This is a genomic window from Kitasatospora sp. NPDC022856 (assembly GCF_055561235.1).
On record NZ_JBVHHE010000001.1, the window covers coordinates 159,475 to 186,156 of the forward strand.

22 protein-coding genes are annotated in these 26,682 nt (G+C 74.3%); 7 read left to right on the forward strand and 15 right to left on the reverse strand.

Annotation, left to right across the window (positions count from 1 at the left end; genetic code table 11):
• Nucleotides 1–3: 3 nt before the first annotated feature.
• The 8 genes from ftsW to rsmH all read right to left on the reverse strand — a co-directional run bounded on the left by ftsW (nt 4) and on the right by rsmH (nt 11,123).
• Complete coding sequence (ftsW, locus tag ACZ34W_RS00720) at nt 4–1,311, reverse strand: putative lipid II flippase FtsW (protein WP_465601141.1); 1,308 nt, start codon at nt 1,309–1,311, stop codon at nt 4–6.
• Between the two features lie 336 nt (nt 1,312–1,647).
• A complete protein-coding gene (gene murD / locus ACZ34W_RS00725; RefSeq protein ID WP_465600399.1) occupies nt 1,648–3,081 on the reverse strand; it encodes a UDP-N-acetylmuramoyl-L-alanine--D-glutamate ligase in 1,434 nt (477 codons plus the stop codon).
• Nucleotides 3,078–4,139, reverse strand: a complete 1,062-nt coding sequence (gene mraY, locus ACZ34W_RS00730; RefSeq protein ID WP_329487257.1) for a phospho-N-acetylmuramoyl-pentapeptide-transferase — start codon at nt 4,137–4,139, stop codon at nt 3,078–3,080. Before mraY ends, murD begins: the two co-directional genes overlap by 4 nt.
• Complete coding sequence (locus ACZ34W_RS00735) at nt 4,139–5,542, reverse strand: UDP-N-acetylmuramoyl-tripeptide--D-alanyl-D-alanine ligase (RefSeq protein ID WP_329487258.1); 1,404 nt, start codon at nt 5,540–5,542, stop codon at nt 4,139–4,141. The genes mraY and ACZ34W_RS00735 overlap by 1 nt, the downstream gene beginning before the upstream one ends.
• Nucleotides 5,539–7,191: a UDP-N-acetylmuramoyl-L-alanyl-D-glutamate--2,6-diaminopimelate ligase gene (locus ACZ34W_RS00740; protein ID WP_465600403.1), complete on the reverse strand. Its 1,653-nt coding sequence runs from the start codon at nt 7,189–7,191 to the stop codon at nt 5,539–5,541. The genes ACZ34W_RS00735 and ACZ34W_RS00740 overlap by 4 nt, the downstream gene beginning before the upstream one ends.
• Before the next feature lie 6 nt (nt 7,192–7,197).
• Complete coding sequence (locus ACZ34W_RS00745) at nt 7,198–9,510, reverse strand: peptidoglycan D,D-transpeptidase FtsI family protein (protein ID WP_465600406.1); 2,313 nt, start codon at nt 9,508–9,510, stop codon at nt 7,198–7,200.
• Nucleotides 9,507–10,100 carry a cell division protein FtsL gene (ftsL, locus tag ACZ34W_RS00750; protein WP_329487261.1) on the reverse strand — a complete coding sequence of 198 codons (594 nt, stop codon included), beginning with the start codon at nt 10,098–10,100 and terminating at the stop codon, nt 9,507–9,509. Before ftsL ends, ACZ34W_RS00745 begins: the two co-directional genes overlap by 4 nt.
• 48 nt (nt 10,101–10,148) lie before the next feature.
• Nucleotides 10,149–11,123, reverse strand: coding sequence for a 16S rRNA (cytosine(1402)-N(4))-methyltransferase RsmH (gene rsmH / locus ACZ34W_RS00755; RefSeq protein ID WP_329487262.1), 975 nt, complete (start codon nt 11,121–11,123; stop codon nt 10,149–10,151).
• A 586-nt stretch (nt 11,124–11,709) separates the two neighbouring features.
• On the opposite strand from rsmH, the gene ACZ34W_RS00760 reads away from it, so the two are divergent.
• The 4 genes from ACZ34W_RS00760 to ACZ34W_RS00775 all read left to right on the forward strand — a co-directional run bounded on the left by ACZ34W_RS00760 (nt 11,710) and on the right by ACZ34W_RS00775 (nt 17,403).
• Nucleotides 11,710–12,252 carry a beta-class carbonic anhydrase gene (locus tag ACZ34W_RS00760; protein WP_329487263.1) on the forward strand — a complete coding sequence of 181 codons (543 nt, stop codon included), beginning with the start codon at nt 11,710–11,712 and terminating at the stop codon, nt 12,250–12,252.
• 339 nt (nt 12,253–12,591) lie between these two features.
• On the forward strand, nt 12,592–13,644 hold the full coding sequence (locus ACZ34W_RS00765) for an AAA family ATPase (RefSeq protein WP_465600413.1): 1,053 nt from the start codon (nt 12,592–12,594) through the stop codon (nt 13,642–13,644).
• Between the two features lies 1 nt (nt 13,645).
• Entirely contained in the window at nt 13,646–14,968 is a 1,323-nt protein-coding gene (locus tag ACZ34W_RS00770) for a DUF58 domain-containing protein (protein ID WP_329487264.1), read from the forward strand.
• Entirely contained in the window at nt 14,965–17,403 is a 2,439-nt protein-coding gene (locus ACZ34W_RS00775) for a transglutaminase TgpA family protein (RefSeq protein ID WP_465600418.1), read from the forward strand. Before ACZ34W_RS00770 ends, ACZ34W_RS00775 begins: the two co-directional genes overlap by 4 nt.
• A gap of 106 nt (nt 17,404–17,509) precedes the next feature.
• Here the strand turns inward: ACZ34W_RS00775 and ACZ34W_RS00780 are convergent, their stop codons facing one another.
• The 3 genes from ACZ34W_RS00780 to ACZ34W_RS00790 all read right to left on the reverse strand — a co-directional run bounded on the left by ACZ34W_RS00780 (nt 17,510) and on the right by ACZ34W_RS00790 (nt 19,661).
• Nucleotides 17,510–17,899: a DUF3040 domain-containing protein gene (locus tag ACZ34W_RS00780; RefSeq protein ID WP_329487266.1), complete on the reverse strand. Its 390-nt coding sequence runs from the start codon at nt 17,897–17,899 to the stop codon at nt 17,510–17,512.
• 366 nt (nt 17,900–18,265) lie between these two features.
• Complete coding sequence (locus ACZ34W_RS00785; protein WP_329487267.1) at nt 18,266–19,018, reverse strand: methyltransferase domain-containing protein; 753 nt, start codon at nt 19,016–19,018, stop codon at nt 18,266–18,268.
• 79 nt (nt 19,019–19,097) lie between these two features.
• Nucleotides 19,098–19,661 carry an SAV_6107 family HEPN domain-containing protein gene (locus ACZ34W_RS00790; protein ID WP_329487268.1) on the reverse strand — a complete coding sequence of 188 codons (564 nt, stop codon included), beginning with the start codon at nt 19,659–19,661 and terminating at the stop codon, nt 19,098–19,100.
• A gap of 543 nt (nt 19,662–20,204) precedes the next feature.
• On the opposite strand from ACZ34W_RS00790, the gene ACZ34W_RS00795 reads away from it, so the two are divergent.
• Together ACZ34W_RS00795 and ACZ34W_RS00800 are read left to right on the forward strand one after the other, a co-directional pair.
• The gene (locus ACZ34W_RS00795; protein WP_329487269.1) at nt 20,205–20,834 is read left to right on the forward strand and encodes a DUF4126 domain-containing protein; all 630 of its coding nucleotides are present in this window, start codon (nt 20,205–20,207) and stop codon (nt 20,832–20,834) included.
• Between the two features lie 10 nt (nt 20,835–20,844).
• On the forward strand, nt 20,845–22,341 hold the full coding sequence (locus tag ACZ34W_RS00800; RefSeq protein WP_329487270.1) for a phytoene desaturase family protein: 1,497 nt from the start codon (nt 20,845–20,847) through the stop codon (nt 22,339–22,341).
• 30 nt (nt 22,342–22,371) lie between these two features.
• Here ACZ34W_RS00800 and ACZ34W_RS00805 read toward each other — a convergent pair whose 3' ends face one another.
• Together ACZ34W_RS00805 and metF are read right to left on the reverse strand one after the other, a co-directional pair.
• Entirely contained in the window at nt 22,372–23,277 is a 906-nt protein-coding gene (locus ACZ34W_RS00805; RefSeq protein ID WP_329487271.1) for a hypothetical protein, read from the reverse strand.
• Between the two features lie 133 nt (nt 23,278–23,410).
• Entirely contained in the window at nt 23,411–24,325 is a 915-nt protein-coding gene (gene metF / locus ACZ34W_RS00810; protein ID WP_329487272.1) for a methylenetetrahydrofolate reductase [NAD(P)H], read from the reverse strand.
• Between the two features lie 175 nt (nt 24,326–24,500).
• On the opposite strand from metF, the gene ACZ34W_RS00815 reads away from it, so the two are divergent.
• The gene (locus tag ACZ34W_RS00815; protein ID WP_329487273.1) at nt 24,501–25,607 is read left to right on the forward strand and encodes a polyprenyl synthetase family protein; all 1,107 of its coding nucleotides are present in this window, start codon (nt 24,501–24,503) and stop codon (nt 25,605–25,607) included.
• 58 nt (nt 25,608–25,665) lie between these two features.
• On the opposite strand, the gene thiE is transcribed toward ACZ34W_RS00815, so the two are convergent.
• Nucleotides 25,666–26,316: a thiamine phosphate synthase gene (gene thiE / locus ACZ34W_RS00820; protein ID WP_465600426.1), complete on the reverse strand. Its 651-nt coding sequence runs from the start codon at nt 26,314–26,316 to the stop codon at nt 25,666–25,668.
• Nucleotides 26,316–26,681: an Rv2175c family DNA-binding protein gene (locus ACZ34W_RS00825; RefSeq protein ID WP_465600429.1), complete on the reverse strand. Its 366-nt coding sequence runs from the start codon at nt 26,679–26,681 to the stop codon at nt 26,316–26,318. Before ACZ34W_RS00825 ends, thiE begins: the two co-directional genes overlap by 1 nt.
• Nucleotide 26,682 lies beyond the last annotated feature (1 nt).

The following is a 26,682-nucleotide window of genomic DNA, read 5'->3' on the forward strand; positions in this document are numbered from 1 at the left end:
AATTCACCGCTCCCTGCGTGCCGGCACCGGGGCCGGGCGCGCTGTGGTTCGTCGTCGTGGCAGCACCCGGGCCAGTCGTCTCCTGATCCGGGAGTTCTTGCTCCGGGCGGCCAGGGCCGCCTTCGCGCCCGAGGTGCTGCGCGCGAGGCACAGCAGCACACCGATCACGGACATGGCCGACAGCATGGCGGAACCGCCGTAGGAGAACAGCGGGAGCGGGACGCCCGCGATGGGCAGCAGTCCCAGTGCCGACCCCAGGTTGATCACGGCCTGCGCCATGATCCACGTGGTGGCGGCCCCCGCGGCGTACCTGACGAAGGGGTCCTTCGTACCGATGGCCACACGGATACCCGCGTAGCCTAGTGCCGCGAAGAGACCGATCACCGACAGCGTCCCCACCAGACCGAGTTCCTCGCCCGTCGTGGCGAAGATGAAGTCGGTGTGCGCCTCCGGGAGCTGGCCCCATTTCTCGACGCCGGCGCCGAGGCCGGAACCGAACAGACCGCCCAGTCCGAACGAGTACACCCCGTGCAGCGCCTGGAAGCACGCGCCGGCCGGGTCGAGCTTGGTCACCCCGATGCAGGAGAGCCGTTCGGCCCGGTGCGGGACGGTGACCACCAGCGCGGTGCAGACCACGACGGCGACGCCGAGGGTGGCGACGAACAGCCGCATCGGGGCGCCGACCATCCAGAGCAGGCCGAACAGCATGGCGACCAGGATCATCGAGGTGCCCATGTCGCCGCCGAGCATGATCATCGCGAGCAGCAGCAGCGCGCCCGGCACCAGCGGGACCAGCAGGTGCTTCCACTGGTCGAGGGTGCCGGTCCGCTGCTTGCGGGCGAGCAGGTCGGCCCCCCAGAGCACCAGCGCGAGCTTGGCGAACTCGGACGGCTGGAACTGGAAGAAGCCCAGATCCAGCCAGTTCCGGTTGCCGTTGACCTCCACCCCGACCCCGGGGATCGCGACCAGCGCGAGCGCACCGATCACGCCGAACATCACGGGGTAGACGATCACCCGGAGCACCGCCACGGGGACCAGCGCGAAGCCGACCAGCAGCGAGAAGCCGAGCAGCACCGCGACCAGCTGCTTGAAGAAGTAGAACTGGGTGGACCGGTGCTGGCCCAGCGCGAGGATCTGCGAGGCCGAGAAGACCATCATCAGGCCGAGCACCACGAGCAGCAGCGTCGCACCGATGATCAGCAGATAGGGCGTGAGCGGCCGGTCCAGGGTGTACCGCAGACGGGCCCGGAAGGCCTGCAGACGGGCCAGCGGGCCGGCCGACTTGTAGGCGGTCGTGGTCGCCGAGAACACCCGCCACGGATCGCCGGAGCCCTTTCCCGGCGTACCGGAACCGCCCTCCCTGCCCTGCCCCGCCACCACGCTGCCCCTCATTCCTTATTGAGGCTCGGCTCGCCTCCGGGCCGCTCGACCCGGCGCCGACGGTCGGCGCTCAGTGTCCTCGCCCGCTCGCCTCCGGGGCGCTCGGGGCGTCCTCGCTTCTCCCTTTCGGCACCGGCGCGCCCCTTCGGCTCGCTCGCCCGTGCACCGGTCGGCGGGCCGAGCCGGACGTCCGTGCGAACGGGACGGGCCGCCGTGCACGGGCGGATGAGCCGAGTCGGACGTCCGGGCGAACGGGCCGGCCGACCGTCAGCTGTCCGCGAGCTCCCGGACCGCCGCGGCGAAGAGGTCGCCGCGCTCGCCGTAGTTGGTGAACATGTCCATCGAGGCGCAGGCCGGGGCCAGCAGCACCGTGTCACCCGATCGGGCGAGTGACGCGGCCGTACGGACCACCTCGGTCATCGCCACCGCGCCAGTCTGGCCCTCGGCCGCCTCGATCACCGGGACATCCGGCGCGTGTCGCGCCAGCGCGTCCCGGATCACCCCGCGGTCCTCGCCGAGCAGCACCACGGCGCGCAGCCGCTCGGCCGCGCCCTGGACCAGGTCGTCGAACGCGGCGCCCTTGGCCAGCCCGCCGGCGATCCAGACCACCGGCCGGTACGCGGCCAGCGAGGCCGCGGCGGCATGGGTGTTGGTGGCCTTGGAGTCGTCGATGTACGTGACCCCGGCGACCACACCGACCTCGGCGATCCGGTGGGCGTCCGGGCGGAAGGCCCGCAGCCCCTCCCGGACGGCCGCGGCGTCCACCCCGTACGCCCGGGCGAGGGCGGCGGCGGCGAGCGCGTTGGCGATGTTGTGCGGGGCCGGCGGGTGGACGTCGGCGACCGAGCCCAGCTCGGCGGCGTTCTTGTCCCGGTCCGGCACGAAGGCGCGGTCCACCAGCAGGCCGTCGACGACACCGAGGTTCGACAGGCCGGGCGAGCCGAGGTCGAATCCGATCGCCCGGCAGCCCTCCTCGACGTCGGCCTCGCGGACCAGCGCCTCGGTGGCCGGGTCGGCCAGGTTGTACACGCAGGCGACGACGTTGCCCTCGTAGATCCGGCCCTTGTCGGCGGCGTACGCCTCCATCGAGCCGTGCCAGTCGAGGTGGTCGGGTGCCAGGTTGAGCACGGCCGCCGCGTACGGGCGCAGCGAGGGCGCCCAGTGCAGCTGGTAGCTGGAGAGCTCGACGGCGAGCACGTCGTACGGCTCCTCGGCGAGCACCGCGTCCAGCACCGAGACCCCGACATTGCCGACCGCGGCGGTGCGCCGGCCGGCGGCGGTGAGGATCGAGGCGAGCATCTGGACGGTGGTGGTCTTGCCGTTGGTGCCGGTGACGGCCAGCCAGGGGGCCGGCTCGCCGGTGGACGCCAGCGGCGCGCGCAGGCGCCAGGCCAGTTCGACGTCGCCCCAGACCTCGACGCCGGCCGCCTCGGCGGCGGCGAACAGCGGGCTGCTGGGCGGCCAGCCCGGCGAGGTGACGACCAGCCGGGTGCCCTCGGGCAGGCTGTCGCCGTCGCCGAGGCGGACGGTGACGCCCAGTGCCCGCAGCTCGGCGGCCCGGGCCTCCAGGCCCGGGCCGGAGCCGCCGTCCACGACCGTGACCAGCGCGCCGAGGCCGTGCAGCACCCGGGCGGCGCTGATGCCGGAGACGCCCAGGCCGGCGACGGCGACCGGCAGTCCGGTCCACACCGGTCCGGTCATCCCGTCACCCATCCCGCGTAGAAGAGGCCGAGACCGACGGCCACGCAGAGGCCCTGGATGATCCAGAACCGGACCACGATCAGGACCTCGGTCCAGCCCTTGAGTTCGAAGTGGTGCTGCAGCGGGGCCATCTTGAAGACCCGCTTGCCGGTCATCCGGAAGGAGCCGACCTGGATGATCACCGAGAGGGTGATGATCACGTAGAGGCCGCCGAGCAGCGCGAGCAGCAGCTCGGTGCGCGAGCAGATCGCCAGACCGGCCAGGGCGCCGCCGAGGGCGAGCGAGCCGGTGTCACCCATGAAGATCTTGGCGGGCGAGGTGTTCCACCAGAGGAAGCCGAAGCAGGAGCCCATCAGGGCGGCGGCGACCACCGCGAGGTCCAGCGGGTCGCGGACGTCGTAGCAGCTGGAGGTGGCCGAGATCGCGTAGGCGCAGCTCTGGCCGTACTCCCAGACGCCGATGAAGGTGTAGGCGCCGAAGACCATCACCGAGGCGCCGGTGGCCAGGCCGTCGAGACCGTCCGTCAGGTTCACGCCGTTCGACATCGCGGCGATCATGAAGTACGCGAAGATGACGAACAGCACCGGGCCGATCGACCAGCCGAAGTCCCGGACGAAGGAGAGGTGCTGGGAGGCCGGGGAGAGCCCGCGGTCGTCGCTGAACTGCAGCGCGAGGATCGCGAAGGCGAGGCCCACGAACGACTGGCCGAAGAGCTTGGCCTTGGCCCGCAGGCCGAGCGAACGGCGCTTGACGACCTTGATGTAGTCGTCCAGGAAGCCGACCAGGCCCAGACCGACCGTCAGGAACAGCACCAGCAGACCGGAGGCGGTCGGCGAGTCGCCCGTTATCGCCTTGGTCGCGAAGTAGGCGATCAGCGTCGCCAGGATGAAGGCGATGCCGCCCATGGTGGGCGTGCCCTTCTTGCTGTGGTGCGCCTTGGGGCCGTCGTCGCGGATGTACTGGCCGTAGCCGCGCTTGGCGAGCAGCTTGATCAGGGCCGGGGTCCCGAGCAGCGAGAGGACGAGGCCGATCATGCCGGAGAAGAGGATCTGCTTCATTACTCGGCCGCACCGTCCGCGAGCAGTGCCTCGGCCACCTTCTCGAGCCCCACCGAACGGGAAGCCTTCACCAGGACCACATCCCCCGGCCGAAGCTGACTGCGCAGCAGTTCGACCGCCGCGTCCGCGTCGGACACCAGCACCGACTCCTCACCCCACGAACCTTCGTTCCTAGCGCCCAGTTCCATGCAGGCCGCCTCGCGTCCGCCGACCGCCACCAGCTTGGTGACGTCCAGCCGTACCGCGAGCCGCCCGATGGCGTCGTGCTCGGCCAGGCTGTCCTCGCCGAGCTCCCGCATCTCGCCGAGCACCGCCCAGGTGCGGCGGCGCTCCGGGCCGCGCCCTCCGATCGAGACCAGCGCCCGCAGCGCGGCCCGCATCGAGTCGGGGTTCGCGTTGTAGGCGTCGTTCACGACGGTGAGACCATCGGCCCGGTCGACGACCTCCATGCGCCAGCGGGACAGCGCACCCGCCTCGCTCAGCGCTTCGGCGGTGTCATCGACGGACATCCCGAGCTCCACCGCCACCGCTGCGGCGGCGAGGGCGTTCGAGACGTGGTGCTCACCGTACAGGCGCAGCTGCACGGGTGCGGAACCGGCCGGGGTGGTCAGTGTGAACGATGGCCGTCCGGTGGAGTCCAGGCGAACATCCTGTGCCCGGACGTGCGCCTCGCGGGACTCCCCGAAGTACACCACCCGGGCCCTGGTGCGGGAGGCCATCGCGCGCACCAGCGGGTCGTCGGCGTTGAGGATCGCCGCACCGTCCGCCGGCAGCGCCTCGACCAGCTCGCCCTTCGCCTCGGCGATCGCCTGCTGGGAGCCGAACTCGCCGACGTGGGCGGTGCCGACGTTCAGCACCAGGCCGATCCGCGGCGGGGTGATCGAGGTGAGGTACTCGATGTCGCCCTTGTGCCGGGCGCCCATCTCCATCACCAGGTGCCGGGTGCCGGCCTCGACCCGCAGCGCCGTCATCGGGTGCCCGATCTCGTTGTTGAGCGAGCCGGGCGGGTAGACGGTGTCGCCGAGCCGCTGGAGCAGCTGGGCGATCAGGTCCTTGGTGCTGGTCTTGCCGGCCGAGCCGGTCAGCGCGACCACGGTGGTGGATTCGGCGCGGGCCACCACCGCCCGGGCCAGCTTGCCGAGTGCGTCCACCACGCTGTCGACCAGGACGGCGGGCACCCCGACCGGGCGGGCGGCCAGCACCGCGACGGCGCCGGCGGCGACCGCCTTCTCGGCATAGTCGTGGCCGTCCACGTGTTCGCCGGCGAAGGCCGCGAACAGGCAGCCGGGGCGCACCTTGCGGGAGTCGACCTCGACCGGGCCGGTGACCGGGGTGTCGGGGTCGGCGCCGTCCAGGGTGCCTCCGACGGCTGCGGCCACCTCGGCGAGGGTCAGTGCGATCACGGCTGCTCTACTCCTCCGGTGCCCCGGGCGGCCGTGGCCCGCGCGATCGAGTCCCGCAGTACCTCCCGGTCGTCGAAGGGGCGGATCTCGTCTCTTACGTACTGGCCGAGCTCATGGCCCTTGCCGGCCACCAGCACGGTGTCACCGGCCTGGGCGCGGGCCACCGCGAGGTGGACCGCCTCGGCCCGGTCGGGCACGACCAGGACGGCGCCGCGCTCGGCCTCGGGCACCGAGGCGGCGCCCGTGAGCATGGTGGCGAGGATCGCCAACGGGTCCTCGCTGCGCGGGTTGTCGCTGGTCAGCAGGGCGGTGTCGGCGAGCTCGGCGGCGATGGCGCCCATCGGGGCGCGCTTGTGCGGGTCGCGGTCGCCGCCGCAGCCCACCACGACGTGCAGCCGGCCCTTGGTGACCTCGCGCAGTGAGGCGAGGACGGCGCGCAGGGCGTCCGGCTTGTGGGCGTAGTCGACCACCGCGACGAACGGCTGCCCGGCGTCCACCCGCTCCAGCCGGCCCGGCACGCCGGGCACCTCGGCGATCCCGGCGACGACCTGCTCCAGCGGCAGCCCGGCGGTCACCAGCACGGTGATCGCGGCCAGCGCGTTGGCGACGTTGAACGGGCCCGGCAGCGGGACGGACGCGTCGGCCTCGGCGCCTTCCGGGCCGAGCACCCGGAAGGTCGAGCCGATCGGGCCGAGCTGGACGTCCACCGCGCGCCAGTCGGCCTCGGCCGCACCGGTCGCGGAGAACGAGGTGACCGGGATCTTCGCCTCGGCGACCAGCCGGCGCCCGTAGGCGTCGTCCAGGTTGGCCACGCCGAGCCGGGACTTGCCGGGCTGGAAGAGCCGGGCCTTCGCCTGGAAGTAGTCCTCCATGTCCGGGTGGAAGTCGAGGTGCTCCGGCGTGAGGTTGTTGAACAGCGCGACGTCGTAGACGACGCCGTCGGTCCGGCCGAAGACCAGCGCGTGGCTGGAGACCTCCATGGTCACCGCGTCCGCGCCGCGCTCCCCCATCACGCCGAGGATCGCGTGCAGGTCGGTGGCCTCGGGGGTGGTGCGCTCGCTCTTGATCCGCTCGTCGCCGACCCGCATCTCGACGGTGCCGATCACGCCGGGGCTGTGCCCGGCGCCGCGCAGACCGCCCTCGACCAGGTAGGAGGTGGTGGTCTTGCCGTTGGTGCCGGTCAGCCCGATCATCAGCAGCCGGTCGGCGGGGCGGCCGTAGACCGCGGCGGCCAGTTCGCCCATCCGGGCCCGCGGCCGGTCGACCACCAGCGACGGCAGACCGCTGCCGGCCGCCTGTTCGGCACCGGCCGGGTCGGTGAGCAGCGCCACCGCGCCGGCGGCCGCGGCCTGGGCCGCGAAGGCCGCGCCGTGGTGGTTGGCGCCCGGGAAGGCCACGTAGACGTCGCCGGGGCGCACCGCGCGGGAGTCGTGGGTGACGCCGGTGACCGGGCCCCCCTCGACCGGCGCGAGGCCGAGCAGACGGGCCAGCTCGGCGAGCGGCAGGGCCTTCACCCCGGCGGGGCGGGGCGGGCTCACGGTGATTTGATCGGGTTTCGGCACGGCGGGCAGGCTATCCGCCGAAGGGCGTCCAGGGCCAAACCGGGCCCTCGCCGTGCCGTCGTCCCGCCCGGCCCGCTCGTTGCTCATGGTCGATCACGGCTTCCACTCGACGGGCAGGTTGGGTGCCTCGCTGCCGCTCGGCGGCACCTGCAGGGTCTTCAGGGTGAACTCCATCACCTGCTTGAACACCGGACCGCAGAGCTGGCCGCCGAAGTGGCCGTTGACCGGGTCCTGGATCACGCAGGAGACGGTGACCCGGGGCGCGTCGGCCGGCGCGAAGCCGATGAACGAGGCGGTGTACCCGCGGTATCCGCCGGTCTTCGGGTCCACCCGGTTGGCGGTGCCGGTCTTGCCGGCCACCCGGTAGCCGGGGACGGCGGCCTTGCCGCCGGTGCCCTGCTCGTCGGTGACGACCGACTCCAGCATCTCGGTGAGCGTCTTCGCGGTCTGCTCGCTGACCACCCGGGTCTGGGCCCCCGGCGCGGCCGGGGTGTACCTGCCGTCCGGCGAGGTGGTGCCCTGGACCACGCTCGGCGCCACGCGCACGCCCCCGTTGGCGATCGTGGAGTAGACCGAGGTGGCCTGGAGGGCGCTGAGGGTCATCGGGCCCTGCCCGAAGGTGATGTTGTACTTCTCCGAGGCCACGAGGTCCTCCGGCTTCTTCAGCTTTCCGGCGGCCTCCCCCGGGAAGCCCAGCCCGGTGGGCTGCGCCACCCCGAACTTGCGCAGGTAGCCGTCGAGCACCCGGTTGGCCTCCGGCTGGTCGGCGCCGAGCGTCTCGAAGGCCTCGATGGTGCCGATGTTGGAGGACTTGGCCAGCACCCCGGCCAGGGTCAGGTACCAGGTGCCGTGGTCGACGTCGTCCTGGAAGTTGACGTCGGCCCGCTGGAGCCGCCCGGGCACCGTCACCTTGGTGTCCCAGGTGGCCTTGCCGCTGTCCAGCACCGCGGCCATCGTCATCAGCTTCGCCGTGCTGCCCGGCTCGTAGGAGTCCTGCAGGGCCGGGTTGCCGAGCTGGGAGGACTTGGCCGTGCTCAGGTCGTTGGGGTTGAAGCCGGGCGAGGTGGCCATCGCCAGGACCTGACCGGTCTTCACGTCCTGGACGACGACGTAGCCCTTCTCCGCCCCGGCGTTGGCGACCTGGTCGGTGATGGCGCGCTGGGCGGCCCACTGGATGTCCCGGTTGACGGTCAGCCGCAGGTCGGTGCCGGGCACGGCCTGGTCCAGCGAACCCCCGGCGGTGGGCACCAGCCGGCCGCCCGCCTGGGCGTAGCTGCTGTGGCCGTCCTTGCCGGCGAGCTGCTTCTGGTACTGCTGCTCCAGGCCGCCGGCGCCCTCGCCCTCGGCGTTGACGAAGCCGACCAGGTTGGAGGCCAGCCCGTCCGAGGGGTAGACGCGCTTCTGGGTGTCCCGGTTGAAGACGCCGGCCAGCGGGTTGGCGCACTCGTTGTCCACCCTGGTCCGGCCGCCCTCCTCGGCCGACTTGGTCAGCAGGCGCTTCTGGGCCAGGCAGGCCTTGGAGTTCGCCTGCTTCTCCAGACCCGACTTGAGGTCGCTGATCTGGTTCTTGACGTCCGGGCTCTGCTGGGCGGCGAGCCGCTTGTAGCGGGTCTTGGGGGTGTGCAGGTCGGCGGCGAGCTTCTCCTTGGACAGGCCGAGGATCGGCGCGAGCAGCGCGGCCGCCTGCTCGGGGGCGTCCGGGACGCCCGCGGCCTCCGGGGTGAACATGGCCGGGTCCGCGGTGATGTCGTAGGCGTCGACGGTGGTGGCGAGGGCGACGCCGTCGGCGGACGTTATCGAGCCGCGCTCGGCGGTGATCGGGATGCTCAGGTAGCGGTTGGTGTTGGCGTCGGCGGCCAGCGCGTCGGAGTCCAGCAGCTGGAGCTGGACGAGGCGGCCGGCGAAGACCGAGAACACCAGGAACAACGCGACGGTGACCACCCGCAGCCGGCGGCGCGGGTCGGCCAGCCGGATCGCCCTGGCCTGGGGGCGCTGCGGCGGGCGGGACTTCGGGCGCGGGCGGCCGGGCAGCCGGCCCTCCGGGCGGCGTTGGCCCGGGGTGCGGAGCGGTCGGCGGGCGGCCTTGGGGTCGCCGGTCCCGGCCGACTGCGCCCGCGGGGGCCGCGGCATGGCCGACTGGGCCTTGACGGACTGGGCCTTCCGGGGTGCTGCCGCCTTCGGGGACTGCGCCTTCGGCGGCTGGGCCTTCGGGGGCTGCTTCGCCCGGGCGGGCTGCGGCTTGGCCGGCTGGGCCTTGGCCGGCTGCGCCTTCGCGGGCTGCGCCTTGCCGGGCTCGGCCCGGCCGGCCTGGCCGCGCGGGGTCTGCCGCGGAGCGGCGCCCTTGGCGACGAATCGGCGGCCACCGGCGCCGCCGGTCCCGCCGGTGGGCTGTCGGGGCGTGCTCATCGGCCCGCACCTCCGGTCGCGGTCGGCGCCGGCTGGGGCGCGGCCGGCGAACCGGCGGGGGCGGGGGCGGCCGGAGCGGCCGGGTTGATCTGGACGGTGGTGTCACCGCCGGGCGCCGGCGCGGCCGGCGCACCCGGCTGGGCACTCGGCGACGGCTGCTTCCCGGGCCACGGCTCCGCGGTGGACCGTTTCACCGGGGGGCTGTCCTGGGCCGGTCCGGGCGTGCCGAGCACCTTGCCGCCGTTCGGGACGTCCAGGAAGGCCATCCCCCCGGCGGGCACCATGCCCAGCTCGGTGGCCCGGCGGGCGAGCGCGTCCGGTGCGGAGTTCTGGTCGATCTGGTGCTGCAGTCCCTGCTGCTCGTCGGTGAGCACGGTGGTCTGCCGCTGCAGTCTGGACAGCTCGAAGGAGCCCTCGTTGAGGGCGGTGTTCAACGCCAGCAGGCCGAGCAGCCCGGCCGCGAGCAGCACCACGACCAGGACCGCGAACGGTGTCCTCCCCCGTACCGGGCGCCGCCCGGGCCGCACCGTGATCCGCGCCCTGCCGCCCTGCCCGGGGAGCACCGCGCTCCCCGCCCCGCCTCCGGCCACCGGCCCCACGCTGTTCCCTCCGCCCTTCGGACCGCCCCGTGAACCTGGTCAGCCCCGGGTGCTTCGGTCCCTGATCCTCTCCGCCACCCGCAGCCGCACGGGCGCGGCGCGCCGGTTCTCCTCGATCTCCTGCTCGGTGGCCAGCTCGGCACCGCGGGTGATCAGCTTCAGCCAGGGCTGGTGCTCCTCCGGGACGAACGGCAGCCCGGGCGGGGCGGTGGTGGTCGCGCCGGCCGCCAGGTACTGCTTGACCAGGCGGTCCTCCAGCGACTGGTAGGACATCACCACGATCCGCCCGCCCAGCGCCAGCGCGTCCAGGGCACCCGGGATCGCCCGGTCCAGCACCTCCAGCTCGCCGTTGACCTCGATCCGCAGCGCCTGGAAGGTGCGCTTGGCCGGGTTCCCGCCGGTGCGCCGGGTCGCGGCCGGAATGGCGTTGCGCACCAGATCGACCAGACGCGCGCTGTTGGTGAACGGTTCCTTCTCCCGCTCGCGCAGGATCACCGAGGCGATCTTCCCGGCGAACCGCTCCTCGCCGTACACCTTGAGGATCCGGGCCAGCTGCCCGTGGGTGTAGGTGTTGAGCACCTCGGCCGCGCTGAGGCCCCGGGTCTGGTCCATCCGCATGTCCAGCGGGGCGTCCTGGGAGTAGGCGAAACCGCGCTCGGCCTCGTCCAACTGCATCGAGGAGACCCCGAGGTCGAACAGGACGCCCTGCACCCGGGGGATCTCCAGGCGCTCCAGCACCTCGGGGATCTCGTCGTAGACGGCGTGCACCAGGGTGGCCCGGTCGCCGAACGGGGCGAGCCGCTGCGCGGAGAGCTTCAGGGCCGCCGGGTCACGGTCCACCGCGACCAGTCGGACCTCCGGGAACTGGGTCAGCAGGGCTTCGCTGTGCCCGCCCAGGCCGAGGGTGGCGTCCACCACCACCGCGCCGGGCTGCGAGATCGCCGGGGCCAGCGCGTCCATGCACCGCTGCAGCATCACGGGGACGTGCTTGGGGGCCGGATCGTTGGTGCTCATGCGCGGTGGCGCCCTTCTTCGGTGCGGAGCAGCCCGACGTCCGGGAGCTCCGACCTATTTTGGCCCACTGTGCGCCGGAGTCGCCGCGTGGGGCGGCGGGTGGCAGCCGCCGGCGGCCGGGACGCGGCCCGTGGTCCCCGCCCGCTCAGGGGGAAGATCGTGACCGCCCGGCGCCGGGGAAGGTGCGCCAGGTGGCACGGGAGCGGGTGGAGGCCACCGGTCGCGTCGGCCGCCGCACCGGCCGGAACCGCCCGGTTGACGGGCGCCGGCGGGTGTGCTTCTCCACTGCGCCGCAACTCTATCGCGGACACCCCGTCAGTCAACGGTCCGCTCCGGCGCACCACCCGGGCGGCGGTACGGATCACCGCAGGTCGCGGCCGTCCGGCGGGCTGCCGGGGGCACCGTCCGGGGGTCGCGCGGCACGGCCGCGCGCCCCGACCCCGACGAGGCCGGACAAACCCGCTCGGAACACCTCGGCCACCCGCACGCCGCTCCACCCGGTTGTCGATATGCACTCGGTCACAGCCGCCCGGTCTGTAGCCCTCCGCCCCACCACGGAAGCCGGATTCGCACTAACGTCTTCACCATGACAGTGACCCCCGACCGGCCCACGCCGACAGCCGCTGCCGACACCACCGAACCGAAGATCATCGACCGCTTCGTGGCGGCCAACCGCGAGTACGCGGTGACCTTCCGCGACGGCGGCATGGACGCCCGCCCCGTCCAGCGCATCGCCGTGGTGGCGTGCATGGACGCCCGACTCGACCTGTTCGCCGCGCTCGGCCTCGAACTGGGCGACGCCCACGTCATCCGCAACGCGGGCGGTGTCGTCACCGACGACACCATCCGCTCGCTCACCATCAGCCAGCGTGCCCTCGGCACCCGCTCGGTCGCGCTGATCCACCACACCGGCTGCGGTCTGCTCGGCCTCACCGAGGACTTCCGGCGCGAGCTGGAGCTGGAGGTCGGCCAGCGCCCGCAGTGGGCGGTGGAGTCCTTCATCGACCTCGACGGCGACGTCCGGCAGTCCATGCAGCGGGTCCGCACCTCGCCCTTCCTGCTGCACACCGACGACGTCCGGGGCTTCGTCTTCGACGTCCACACCGGTCTGCTCCGCGAGATCGACTGACCCACCCCGTCCACCGGCCGTCTCCGGCCCGGCCAACGTCGTCCGGGCCCCCGCCGGCACCCCCGCCGACGGCCTCCGCACCCGTCCCGCCGCCCCCGCGCGGGCGCCCCACCTCCCCGCGGCTTCCCGGGCGCTTTCGGCCGGGTGGTGACTTCTGGCCACCACCCGGGGGAGAATGCGCCTGCCGGTCGGACCCCGAACCACCTGGGGCGGCCAGCCGCAGGCCCCCACGACGGCACCGGCTCCCGCCACGGAACCGCTTCCCGAGGAGCCGCGTCCAGCATGGGGTGGGGGCCCGCCTCGGGGTGAGGCGGGCGCAGTGTGCCAGGGAGCGTACGGGTGACGAGCTACAACGATCAGGCCGGTCTCGAAGGTCGTCCGGGGGGCGACCGGGGGACGCAGGGGTACCACCCGGTCGGCCTGCCCGAGCTCGCCGCCGTGGTGGAACGGGTCCGGGCCAACATCGAGAGCGTGATCGAGGGCAAGCCGGAGGCCGTCCGGATCGCGCTGACGGTGCTGCTCGCCGAGGGCCACCTGCTGCTGGAGGACGTGCCCGGCGTCGGCAAGACCATGCTGGCCAAGGCACTCGCCCGGTCCGTCGACTGCACGGTGCGCCGCATCCAGTTCACGCCGGACCTGCTGCCCTCCGACGTCACCGGCACCAACATCTTCGACCAGCACCAGCGCGACTTCGAGTTCCGCCCGGGCGCGATCTTCGCGCAGATCGTGGTCGGCGACGAGATCAACCGGGCCTCGCCGAAGACCCAGTCCGCGCTGCTGGAGTCGATGGAGGAGCGCCAGGTCACCATCGACGGCACCAGCTACGAGCTGCCGTCGCCGTTCATGGTGGTCGCCACCCAGAACCCGGTCGAGATGGAGGGCACCTACCCCCTCCCGGAGGCCCAGCGGGACCGCTTCATGGCCCGGATCTCGATCGGCTACCCGAGCCCCGAGGCCGAGTTCGCGATGCTCGACGTGCACGGCGGCGCCAGCCCGCTGGACGACCTCCAGCCGGTCGCGCACGCCGCCGACATCCTCAAGCTGATCGACCTGGTGCGCACCGTGCACGTCGCCGACCCGGTCCGCCGCTACGCCGTCGACCTGGTCGGCGCCACCCGGAACAGCCACGAGCTGCGGCTCGGCGCATCGCCGCGCGCCACCCTGCACCTGGTGCGGGCCGCCCGCGCCGCCGCCGCGCTGGACGGGCGCGACTACGTCACCCCGGACGACATCCAGCGCCTGGCCGTCCCGGTGCTCGCGCACCGCCTGATGCCGACCGCCGAGACCCAGCTGAGCCGGCGCACCGCCGAGCAGATCGTGACCGACCTGGTCGCCCGGCTGCCGCTGCCGCGCCCGCAGGGCCAGGCCGGCCCGGCCCTGCGGAGGGGCTGAGGTGGGACCGTCCGACGCACCGTCGGGCCTGCGCGCCGGCCTGAACGGCCTCACCACCCGGGGTCGCTCCTTCCTCGCCGCCGGGGCCACCTCGGTGGTCTGCGCCTACGTGCTCGACCAGGACGCGCTGCTGCGCGTCGGCGTCCTGCTCGCGGCGCTGCCGCTGGCCGCCGCGCTGCTGCTGGCCAACACCCGCTACCGGGTGGCCAGTGGACGCCGGCTCAGCCCGCGCCGGGCCGTCGCCGGCCACGAGGCCCGCGTCCACCTGCGGGTGGACAACGTTTCCCGGGTCCCCACCGGCCTGCTGCTGCTGGAGGACAAGGTCCCGTACGTGCTCGGGCCGCGCCCGCGCTTCGTCCTGGACCGGGTCGAGCCGCACGGCCACCGCGAGGTGTCCTACCGGGTCCGCTCCGACCTGCGCGGCCGCTACCCGCTCGGCCCGCTCCAGCTGCGGCTCTCCGACCCGTTCGGGATGTGCGAGGTCAATCGTTCCTTCACCGCCTCGGACGTCCTCACCGTCGTGCCGCAGGTGCAGCAGCTGCCACAGGTGCGGCTCAGCGGCGAGTGGGTCGGCCAGGGCGAGAGCCGCACCCGCACCCTGGCGCTGGCCGGTGACGACGACGTCATCCTGCGCGAGTACCGGCACGGCGACGACCTGCGCCGGGTGCACTGGAAGTCCACCGCCCGGTACGGCGAGCTGATGGTCCGCCGCGAGGAGCAGCCGAAGAAGGCCCGGGCCACCGTCCTGCTGGACACCCGGGAGTCCGGCCACCGGGGCAGCGGCCCGGCGTCCTCCTTCGAATGGGCGGTCGGCTGCGCGGCCTCGGTCGCCGCGCACCTGCTGGAGCGCGGCTACCAGACCCGGCTGCTCACCGACACCGGCCACTGCGTGCCCGGCCCGGACGCCGGCGGCGGCAACACCGCCGCCGACGCCTCCGGCCTGATCCTGGACGCGCTCGCGGTGGTCGACCTCTCCGACGGCGGCGGGCTCTCCCGGGCCGAGGAGCCCCTGCGCAGCTCCGGCGAGGGCCTGCTGGTCGCCGTGCTCGGCGAGCTGGACGAGGCCCAGACGGCCCGGCTGGCCCGGTTGCGGGGCCGGACCGGCGGCGCCGTCGTCTTCCTGCTCGACACCGGCACCTGGTCCGGCCTGCGGATGCTCGCGCCCGACACCGGCGGGGACGAGTTCCGTGCCCGGGTGCGGCAGCTGCGCGAGGCCGGCTGGACCGTCCTGCCGGTCCGCGCCGGGGACTCCGCGCCGGAGCTCTGGCAGGCCGCCGACCGGACCGAGTCGCCCTCCCCCTACCGAGATGAGGCCGGCGCGTGACCACCCGGGCCAAACTGACCGTCTACTCGGCGCTGGCCACCGCCCTGGCCTCGCTCTGCCTGCTCCCGCTGCTCACCACCAAGGGCTGGATCACCCACGCCTACCTGGTCGTCACCGTGGTCGCGGCGGCCGGCGCGGGCCTGCGCCGGACCCCGTTCTACCGCTGGACGGTGCCGCTCGGGCAGCTGCTCGTGCTGACCGTCCTGCTGCTGGTCGGCTTCGCCAGCTCGACCGCGCTCTGGGGCGGCGTGCTGCCCGGCACCCAGTCGGTGCACACCCTGGCGCAGGTCCTCGGCCAGGGGCTGGACGACATCCGGGAGTACAGCATCCCCGCGCCGCCCAACCCGGGCCTGCGGCTGATCCTGGTCGCCTCCGTCGGTCTGATCGCCATCGCGGTGGACACCGTCGCGGTCACCTACCGCCGCTCCGCGCTGGCCGGGCTGCCGCTGCTGGCGCTCTACTCGGTGGGCAACGGGCTGGCCGGCGACGGCGGCAGCTGGGCCTGGTTCGGCCTCGCCGCCGCCGGCTACCTGGTGCTGCTCTTCGCGGAGGGCCAGGACCGGGTCTCCCGCTGGGGCCGGATCTTCCGCGGCACCTCGCGCCAGGGCGAGGGCTCCGGCGCGCTCAGCCAGGGCGGCCGGCGGATCGGCGTCCTGGCCCTCGCGGTGGCCCTGCTGGTCCCGGCCTTCCTGCCGCGCTGGGAGGGCGGACTGATCCACACCGGTCCGTCCGGCGGCACGGCCGCTGGCGGCGCCGGCGGCGGCATCACCACCCTCGACCCGCTGGTGACCCTGGAGGCGGCCCTGGCCACCCCCAGCAACGTCGAGCTGCTCACCTACCGGATGGACAGCAGCCTCGCCGACACCGCCTACCTGCGCACCGGCTCGCTGGACGAGTTCGACGGCACCGCGTGGAAGCTCAGCAACCCCGGGGTGACCGAGCTCAAGACCACCTTCGCCCCGCCGGAAGGCCTGGCGAGCACCAACGTCCCGTCGGAGTCGGGCGACTTCCAGGCCTCCGACAAGCTGGAGTCGGGCTGGCTGCCGCTGCCGTACCCGGCCGCCGGCGTCAGCGTCCCCAACCCCGGCGACTGGCGGGTGGACACCCTCACCGGCACCGTGCTCCCGGACCGGGACAAGGCCATCAAGGGCCTGCGCTACCAGGCCACCGCACTCGACATCCGGCCCACCGCGGCCGAGCTGCGCAGCGTGGGATCGGTACCGCCGAAGATCGCCGACCACTACACCCAGCTGCCCAAGGACCTGCCGGCCTCGGTCCGGGAGAAGGCGCAGGAGGTCACCCGGAACGCGTCCACCGCGTACGACCGCGCGCTCGCGCTGCAGGACTGGTTCACCAGCTCCGAGTTCACCTACAGCACCAAGATCAAGGCCGGTACCGGCAGCACCGCGATCGAGACCTTCCTGCGCGACCGCAAGGGCTTCTGCGTGCACTTCGCCTCCACGATGGCGGCGATGTCCCGCACCCTGGGCATCCCCGCCCGGGTCGCGGTCGGCTTCACCCCGGGCGACGCCAAGGGCAACGACCGGTACTCGGTGAACGGGCTGATGTACCACGCCTGGCCCGAGCTCTACTTCCAGGGCTTCGGCTGGCTGCGCTTCGAGCCCACGCCGACCCGCGGCGTGCAGCCCCGCTACACCGCGCCGGTCGCCGCACCCGCCACCGCGCCGACCCAGCAGCCGACCGCCGCCGCGCAGAGCACCGCGCCGGTCGCGGCGCCCTCCAGCAGCAGCGACTGCGACCCCAAGCTGCGCCGGATGGGCGAGTGCGGGAACGACGGCAAGGCCGCGGCCGGCGCCCACCAGGACTCCTGGCTGCTGTCCTGGCAGGTGCTGACCACCCTGGCCGCCGTACTGGCGCTGCTCGCCCTGCTGTTCACCCCGATGATCTGGCGGGAGCGGCTGCGCCGCCGCCGGCTCGGCCCGGGCGGACGGCGCCGGCCCGGCGAGGACGGCCCGGCCGGGCCGACCGACGCCCAGGTGCTCGCCGCCTGGGACGAGCTGATCGACTCCGCCTGGGACCTCGGCATCCCGCCGGTCGATTCGCAGACCCCGCGCGCCGCCGCCCGCCGGATCGCCGAGGCCGCCGAGCTGGACGAGGCCTCGGCGGCCGCCGCCGGGCGGGTGGCGCTGGCCACCGAACGGGTGCTCTACGCCCGCTCCGCCGAGGTGTCCGAGCCCCTGGCGGCGGACGTCCGGACCGCCCGGGACGGCCTGCGGGCCGGCGTCGGCAGGGTCGGCCGGACGAAGGCGGCGCTGCTGCCGCCGTCCGCCGCCACGCTCTGGTGGCGGTTCTCGGACGCGGTCGTGGCCGCCCGGCTCGCGACGCGCGGCCTGGCCTCCCGGGCGGCCGCGCCGTCGCGGCGGGTGCTGGGCCGGCTGCGCCGTCGCGGCGGAGGCGACCGGACGCCGTCCTGACACCGGACGCACACGGAACGCCGACACCGGGCACACGAGGGGAACGCCGAGGGCGGGCAGTCGGATCGACTGCCCGCCCTCGTGGCGTTACGGTTCGGCCGGTGGCTCAGAAGCCGCCGGTCTGTTCGTCCCGGCGGCGCTGCCAGCGCTGCTCCACCCGGTCCATCACCCCCGCCTTGCGGCGCGGTGCCGCGGCCGGCCGCGGGCCGGAGGCCTGTCCCGCGGGCCCGCGCCGCCAGCCGGTGACGGCGAAGACGGCGCACCCCAGCATCACCAGGAACCCGACCACGCTGACCCAGATCTGGTCCGGCACGACCATGCCGCCCATCAGCAGCCCGATGCCCACCACGAAGCCGCCGACAGCCAGGTAGACCCGCCGACGGGTGTAGGTGCGCAGCCCGGTTCCCTCAAGCGCCGTCGCGAATTTGGGATCTTCGGCATACAGCGCTCGCTCCATCTGGTCGAGCAGTCGCTGCTCGTGCTCCGAGAGCGGCACGGAGTCCTCCTACTCGTCGGTCGCCGGTGCGACCGGTCCGCCGCCCCGGTCGGGGAGGCAAAGTCCAATCAGCCTTCAGAACACGCGGTCGGACGCCTGTACGGGGGCCCAGGCCCGTGTCGTCCATATGCCCCATGCATCCGGCTGTCATGCTTTCCGGCTTTACCCAGATCATACGGTCCACGGGCTCGTTGCGGGGCGGTCGGCCGCGCGTGGGCCGGGCCGTACCGGGCCGCACCCGGCCGCACAGGGCTCAACGCGGCCGACACCGGACAAGTGCCCGACGGCGTGGAATCGGCCGGGACCTGGGGAGCTTCCGCGCGGATCGCGAGGAGACCCGCCGGAGAACGGCGGGAGGAACCGGGGTCAGGCCAGCGTGGCCAGCAGGTGGAGCTGGGTCGCCACGGCGTGGAAGGCCGGCTGCTCGGCGGCGGCCTCCTCCAGCTTGAGCAGCGCCTCCAGCGCGCCCGGCTCGGTGTCCACCAGGACGCCGGGCACCAGGTCGGCGAAGACTCGGACGCCGTGCACCGAGTCCACCCGCAGGCCGGCGCCGGCGGCCAGCCGGCCGAGCTCCTCGCCGCTGAAGCGGCGCGGCATCGGGTCGCTCGCGCCCCAGCGGCCGTCGTCGGCCTCCAGGACGGTACGGGCGTCGGTGAAGTGGCCGGCCAGGGCGCGGGCCAGCACCGCGCCGTTGCGGTTGGCGGCGAGCAGGCTGACGAAGCCGCCGCGCCGCAGGGCGGCGGCCAGGCTGCCGAGCGCCTCGGCCGGGTCGTCCACGACCTCCAGCACCCCGTGGCAGAGCACCGCGTCGACGGTGCCGGGGGCGACCAGCTCGGGCAGCGTCTGGGTGTCGCCCTGGACGGCGCGGACGAGGTCGGTGACCCCGGCCTCGGCGGCCCGGCGCTCCAGCGCGAACAGCGCGTCGGGGCTCGGGTCGACCACGGTCACCCGGTGGCCGAGCCGGGCGACCGGCACCGCGAAGTTGCCGGTGCCGCCGCCGGTGTCGACCACGTCGAGCACGGGCTGGTCCAGCTCGGCCGCCCGCTTCTCCAGGGCTGCCCGCACCACCTCCCACACCACGGCGGTACGCAGGGCGCTGCGGGGACGCGTCGGGTACAAGGTCGGGCTCCTTGGCACGTGCAGATGGATCAGGATGCCTCCACCTTAGACCGGGCCGGGAGCCGGACCGTGCCGCCGGTCACCGCCGCGGACCCGGGTCGCGGCCGTCGCCCGGGCCGTCGTCCAGGGGAAGCCGCGGGGCGGGCGGCACCGGGTGCAGGCCGAGCAGCCGTTCGACCAGCCGCAGGAAGAGCGCGGAGTTGCGGATCAGGTCGTCGGCGTCGCGGGCCGAGGCGGCGCCCCGGATCCCGGCCTCGGCCGCGGCCCGGCGGCGGGCGCCGGCCGCGTAGTACACCGCCCATTCGGCGAGCTCCGGGGCGATCTCGGGCAGCACCTCCCAGGCGCTGCGGATGGCCTGGCGGCGCCTGGCGTTCTTCTCCGGCCGGCCGCGCGCGGCGAGCACCGCGGCGACGGTGCGCAGCGCGGCGAGGTGGGCGGCGGCGTACCGCTCCAGCGGGTCCTCCCGGGCGCGGGCTCCGGCGAGGGTGCGGTGCGCGTCGGCGAGCAGGTCGAGGGCGGCGGGCGGAGCGGCGATCCGGCGCACCACCGGGTGGACGTCCCCGGTGGCGGGGCGGTGGGCGTCCGGGCGGTGGGCGGCGGAGTGGAGGCGGGTGGTGACGGGCTCAGGACGGCTGATGGTCATGGTCTCCCCCGGTCCGAGGCAGCGCGCGGACCGGGTGGTCCGTGCTCCTCCATCGTGACCGGGGCCACTGACAACGCGGCCGCGCGGCGGATCCGCGTGCGGGCGGCGGCCCGGCGGCCGCCCCCGTCGGCCCCGCGTCCCACCGCCCCGCACCCCGCCGGAGCGCCGCCCCCACGGCCGCCGCTCCGGAGCCCCCTCCGGGTCACCGGTTCCCCCCTGACCGCGCTCCGCCGCCCCGTGTCGGCGGTGCGCGGCCCCTGCGACCGGCTCCCGTACGGACCTTCCGGTGACGTCCGCGGCCCCCGTGCCCGCTGGACGGCACCTGTCCGCCGTCCCGGGACCTCAGCGCCCGACGCGCCGTCGTCCCGGTGCCCCTACTGTCCCGTCTCCGCAGGTCGGGGGCCATCCGCTCAGGTACTCAACCGGGTTTCTGAGTATCCGTACTCAGTCCGTCCGGGGCGGGAACCGCGGGCCGCCCGGCCGGCGTCCCGGTACGGTACGGCGAGCCGGGCGGATCCCGGCGGGCGCCACGAGGAGGAACGGATGACGATCGTTCCGCTGATCTTCACCAGCGGGCTGGCGAGCGGGATCAACGCGTACGCGGTGGTGCTGCTGCTCGGGCTGCTCGGCCGGTTCGGCGGCGCCGAGTCGGTGCCGGCCGCGCTGGAGCGCACCGATGTGCTGGCCGCCGCCGCGGTGCTGTTCCTGCTGGAGGCGGTGGCCGACAAGATCCCGTACGTGGACAGCGTCTGGGACGGCGTCCACACCGTGATCCGCCCGATCGCGGGCGCCACCGTCGGCGCGCTGCTGGCCAGTGCCGACCCGGGCTCGCTGGGCGAGGTCGCGGCGGGGGCGATGGGCGGGACCACGGCGCTGGTCAGCCACCTGGTGAAGGCCTCGCTGCGGATGGCGGTCAACACCTCGCCCGAGCCGGCCAGCAACATCGTGGTGAGCCTGGCCGAGGACCTCTCGGTCGCCGGTCTGGTCACGCTGGCGATCTTCCACCCGTGGGTGGCCGCCTCGATCTCCGCCGTGCTGCTGGCCGTCGGCCTGCTGCTGGTCTGGTTCGCGATCAGCCGGATCCGCCGCTTCCGGGACCGCCGTCGCGAGCGCCGGGCCGCCCGGGCGGCGGGCGTGCGACCGGCGCGGGAGGTGCCCGTCCCCCGGCCGTAGGATGCGGTCCATGGCACGGATCGTCATCATCGGCGCAGGAATGAGCGGGCTCGCGACGGCCTCCCGGCTGGCGACCCTCGGCCACCGGGTGACGGTCTGCGAGGCGACCGGGACGTACGGCGGCATGGTCGGCCGCTACGAGCGGGACGGCTTCGCCTTCGACACCGGCCCCGGGCTGCTCACCCTCCCGGCCGTCTACCGCGACCTCGCGCTGAAGACCGGCCGGGAGCCGCTGGAGCAGCTGGTCGAGCTGGCGCCGGTGGATCCGGAGAGCCGGCACCTGTTCCCCGACGGCACCGACCTGCTGCTGCCCAACGCCTCCCGCGGCGGGGTGATCCAGGCGCTGGACACGGCGTTCGGCACCGGCTCGGGCGCCCGCTGGGCCGAGGTGATGAACCACGGCCGCACGGTCTGGGAGGCCACCCGCCGCCCGCTGCTGGAGGAGCCGCTGCCGGCCGACACCGCGCCGCTGCGCACCGATCCGTACCCCGCGCCGCGGCCCGGTCGCCTCGCCCGCCTGTTCGGGGCCAGGGCGTGGACCCTCGCCGACGTGGCCGCCCGTGGACTCGGCGGCCACGACGGGCTGACCGCCCTGCTGCACGAGCACGCCCTGCGCTTCGGCCTCGACCCGCGCACCGCGCCGGCCGGGGCCACCGTGCTGCCGTACATGGAGCAGTCCTTCGGCGTCTGGTACGTCCGGGGCGGCATCCGGGCGCTGGCCGACGCGGTGTACCGGCGGTGCGAGCGACGCGGGGTGGAGTTCCGCTTCGACACCCGGGTCGCCGAGGTGCTGGAGAAGGACGGCCGGGCCTGCGGCGTCGACACCGCGGCCGGCCGGATCGACGCCGACGTGGTGGTCTCCGCGATGGACGCCCGGGTGGTCTTCTCGGAGTACCTCGGCACGGCCGGCTCCCAGGACGACTGGCCGTCGTCGATGGAACGGCTGCACGACGCCCCCGGCCGCGTCGTGGTGCTGCTCGCCCTGCGCGGGGAGCGCCCCGCCGGGACGGCGCACCGGACCGTGGTGCACGCCGCCGACCGCGCCGCCGAACTGGACGGGATCTTCCGCGCCGGCGCCCCGCTCGCCCAGCGGCCGACCGTCCAGGTGCTGCGCCCGGACGACGCCTCGCTGCACCCCGCCGGCCACGAGGCCGTGGTGCTCACCGCGACCACGCCGGCGATGGGTTTCGACTGGACCGGACCGGGCGTCGCCGAGCGCTTCGCCGACCGGATGGTCGCGCAGGCGGACGCGGCCGGTCTGGGCCTCGGTGAGCGGGTGCTCTGGCGGGTGGTGCGGACGCCGGCGGACACCGCGCGGGAGACCGGTTCCTTCCTCGGCTCCGTCCCGCTGCCAGCCCTGGCGGGCGCGCGCGGCGCCTACCTCCAGGCGCCGACCGAGGAGGCGCCCGGCTTCTACCTGGTGGGCGGCGCCGCCCACCCCGGCGGCGGGCTGGCCCGGGTCGGCATGTCGGCCTGCATCGCGGCCAACCTCATCGGCCCGGCCTGAGCCGCTCCGGACCGGCCCGGCGGGCGGGGCTCAGCCCTGCTGCTGCCAGGTCGGCTGCTGCTGGTAGCCGTACTGGTCGTACTGCGGCTGCTGGGGGATGCCCTGCTGCTGCGGGTAGGGCTGGTGCTGCTGGTCGGCCTGCTGCTGCCACTGCTGCTGGGCCTGCTGCGCCTGCTGGGCCTGGTCGTAGCCGTACTGGTCGGGCTGCTGCTGGTAACCGCCGTACGCGTCCACCTGCGGCTGCTGCTGGTAGCCCGCGTACGGGTCCGGCTGCTGCTGGTAGGTGCCGTAGCCCTGGTCGTAGGCGAAGGCCGGCTGCTGCTGGGCCTGCCACTGCTGCTGGCCGTTCGCGTCCCAGCCGGGCTGCTGCTGCGAGGTGTCGTAGCCGGCCTGGTAGGCCTCGGCGTACGGGTCGGGCTGGGCCGGTGGCGCGGGCTGCTGCTGCTCGTAGTAGCCGGGGGTGTAGACGCCGTCGGCGGCGATCTCCTGCATCTCGAAGGCGGCGGTCTGCTCGACGGCCGGGACGTCCTCGGCCACCGGGGCCGGGGCCGGGCTCTCCTCGACCGCGCTGACCGTGCCGATCCGGTCGGCCGCCACCGCGGTGGCCACCACCGCGCCACCGGTCAGCGCGCCCAGCAGGGGCACCCTGGCCAGCGGGCCGGGCAGTCCGCCGTCGGCCCGGCGCAGCGACCAGCCGGCCGCGTAGCCGCGTTTCACGGAGAGGGTGACGAGGGTCTGGCCGACCGCGAAGAGGGCCGCGCCCGCGCCGATCAGCGGGACCGAACCGGCCGCCATCCCGGCCGGCACGCCGAGGAAGCCGGTCAGGGCGAGGGCGCGCCAGTGCACCGGCGCGCGGTTCTGCAGCAGCAGCTCGGCCAGCAGCCAGAGCGCCACGACCGCCAACGCGCCGTACAGCAGCAGGTATCCGATGCCCATCCGCCCGCTACCTCCAGTCGCGTGCCCGCGCGCGCCGCGCGTGTCCGGCGACTGTACCGGTTGAACGGTCCGGGTACCGCATTGCGTTCCCGGCCGGAACGGCGGGCCCGGCCGGCCGGGAACGGCGGCCCGCTCAGCGCTGGTGCAGGCCGAGGTTCTGGTAGATCTCCAGCGTCGCGGTCGAGTGGTTGAGCGTGATGAAGTGCAGCCCGGGGGCGCCCTCCGCCAGCAGCCGCTCGGACATCGCGGTGGCGTGCTCCATGCCGATCGCGCGCAGCGCGGCCGGGTCGTCGATCGCGGCGCGCAGCCGCTCCTCCAGGTCGGGCGGGAAGGCCGAGCCGCTCAGCTGGGGGAAGCGCTCCAGCTGCTTGGCGTTGGTGACCGGCATGATCTCCGGGATGATCGGCGCCTCGCAGCCCGCCGCCGCGACCCGGTCGCGCAGCCGCAGGTAGTCGTCGACCTCGAAGAACATCTGGGTGATCGCGTAGTCGGCCCCGGAGCGGATCTTCGCCACGAAGTGCCGGATGTCCTCGTCCCAGTCGGTCGAGCGCGGGTGCATGTTCGGCGAGGCCGCGACGCCCACGCAGAAGTCGCCGATCCCCTTGATCAGCTCCACCAGCTCGTAGGCGTAGGTGACGCCGTCCGGGTGGCTGACCCACTCGCCCGTCGGGTCGCCGGGCGGGTCGCCGCGTACCGCGAGGACGTTGCGCACGCCCTGGTCGGCGTACTGGCCGATGATGTTGCGCAGCTCGGCGACCGAGTGGTCCACCGCGGTCAGGTGGGCCACCGGGGTGAGGGTGGTCTCGGTGGCGATCCGCCCGACCATGTTGACCGTGCGCTCGCGCGAGGAGCCGCCGGCTCCGTACGTCATGCAGACGAAGTTGGGGTCGAGCGGTTCGAGGCGGCGGATGGCGTCCCAGAGGCGCTGCTCACCGACCTCGGTCCGCGGGGGCATGAACTCGAAGGAGAAGGACCGCTTGCCGGCCGCCAGAAGCTCGCGGACCGTCGAAGCGCGGTCTGTTCTGGTGGAAGCGATGCCGAGTGCCATGGGGGCAGGTTAACCGTCGGCCGAAGGACACGAACAACCCGGTTCCAGGTATTGAGACAACTGGTGGACGACCGTCCGCTTTCCGTCCGAACGGGTGCACGGCCCTGCCCGACGGCCGTTCGCGGCCCTCCGGCTAGGCTTGCCGGACCCCCAGCGAACCCTCCGGAGCCTCATCGTGACCTCGTCCAGCAACCGGCCGGCCAACCCGATCGACGTGGAGGACGTGCGCGAGCGCGTCAACGCCGCGCTCGCCGGGTTCATGGACGGCCAGTCGGCCCTGCTCGGGAAGATCTCCCCGCAGCTGGCGCCCGCCGTCGAGGCCCTGCGCGACTTCCTGCTGGACGGCGGCAAGCGGCTGCGCCCGGCGTTCTGCTACTGGGGCTGGCGCGGCGCCGGCGGCCCGGCCGCCGGCGAGGCCATCGCGCACGCCGCGGCCGCCCTGGAGCTGCTGCAGGCCAGCGCGCTGGTCCACGACGACCTGATGGACCGCAGCGACACCCGGCGCGGCCTGCCCTCCGTGCACCGCCGCTTCGAGGCGCTGCACCGCGCGAGCGGCTGGCGGGGCGACCGCGAGCAGTTCGGCGCCTCGGCGGCCGTGCTCCTCGGCGACCTGCTGCTGATCTGGTGCGACGAGCTGTTCCTGCGCTCGGGCCTGGACCCGGCCGCGGTGCTGGCCGCCAAGCCGGTGTTCGACCTGATGCGCACCGAGGTCATGGTCGGCCAGTACCTGGACGTCCTGGAGCCGGTCGCCGGGGACTCCACCGACGAGGGTGCGCTGGACCGGGCACGGACCGTGCTGCACTACAAGTCGGCCAAGTACACGATCGAGCGGCCGCTGCAGGTCGGCGCGCTGCTGGCGGGCGCCGGGCCGGAGCTGGTCGAGGCTTACGGCGCGTTCGGCCTACCGCTGGGCGAGGCCTTCCAGCTTCGTGACGACCTGCTCGGCGTCTTCGGGGACCCGGCGGTCACCGGCAAGCCGGCCGGGGACGACCTGCGCGAGGGCAAGCGGACGCTGCTGGTCGCGCACGCCATGCGGGGGCTGCCCGCCGCCGACGCCCGCCACCTGGACGACCGGCTCGGCGCGCCGGACCTGGCGCCCGAGGAGGTGTCCCGGCTGCGCGAGCTGGTCGGGCGCAGCGGCGCGCCCGAGCTGGTGGAGCGGCGGATCGAGGAGCTGATGCGGCAGTCGCTGGCCGCGCTGGAGGCGGCCCCGCTGGCCGACCGGCGGGCCCGCGAGGTGCTGCTGGCATTGGCCGAGGCCGCCACCGTCCGCAAGTACTGAGCCGGGTGTCCGAAAAACGGGCACCCGGACGTACCGGGAACGGCGGCAGCCGTCCGGGTCAGACCGCGCGCAGCCGCCGGGCGAACGCGGCGGCCGCCGCCCGCGGGTCGTCCGCGGCGGTGATCGCGCGGACCACCACGACCCGGCTCGCCCCGGCCGCCAGCACCTCGTCCAGGTTGCCGAGGTCGATGCCGCCGATCGCGAACCACGGCCGGTCGGTGCTCTGCTTCGCCGCGTACGAGACCAGGCCGAGACCGGGCGCGTGGCGGCCCGGCTTGGTCGGGGTGGGCCAGACCGGGCCGGTGCAGAAGTAGTCGACGCCGGGCTCGACGACCGCCGCGTCGACCTCGGACTCGGCGTGGCAGGACCGGCCGATCAGTACGTCCTCGCCGAGGATCGCCCGGGCGGCGGGCACCGGCAGGTCGTCCTGCCCGAGGTGCAGCACGTCGGGCCGGGCCGCGTGCGCGACGTCGGCGCGGTCGTTGACGGCGAGCAGCTTGCCGTGGCGGCGGCAGGCGTCGGCGAAGACCTCCAGGGCCGCCAGTTCCTGCTTGGCCTCCAGGCCCTTGTCGCGGAGCTGGACGATGTCCACCCCGCCGGCCAGCGCCGCGTCCAGGAACGCGGCGAGGTCGCCCTGCTCGCGGCGCGCGTCGGTGCAGAGGTAGAGCCGGGCGTCGGCGAGGCGCCGGCGCGGTGTGTCCGCCGCCATCAGATCAGCATCGCCTGGGCGCGGCGCTTCACCTCGGTGCCGCGGTTCTCCTGCAGCGCCTGGATCGGGCTGCCGGGCAGCGACGGGTCCTCGGTGAAGAGCCACTCCAGGATCTCCGCGTCGTTGTACCCGCAGTCGCGCAGCACCGTCAGGGTGCCGGACAGGTGCTTGACCAGGCCCGGGCCGTCGATGAAGGAGGCCGGCACCTGGAGCGACCTGTTCGGGCCGCGGCGGACGGCGATCAGCCCGCCGTTCTTGACCAGGTCGCGCACCTCGGTGACCCGGACCCCCCACTGCTCCGAGATGTCGGGCAGGTACATCCAGTCGGTGACCAGGGATTCAATCTTGCTTTCGATCTCACTCACG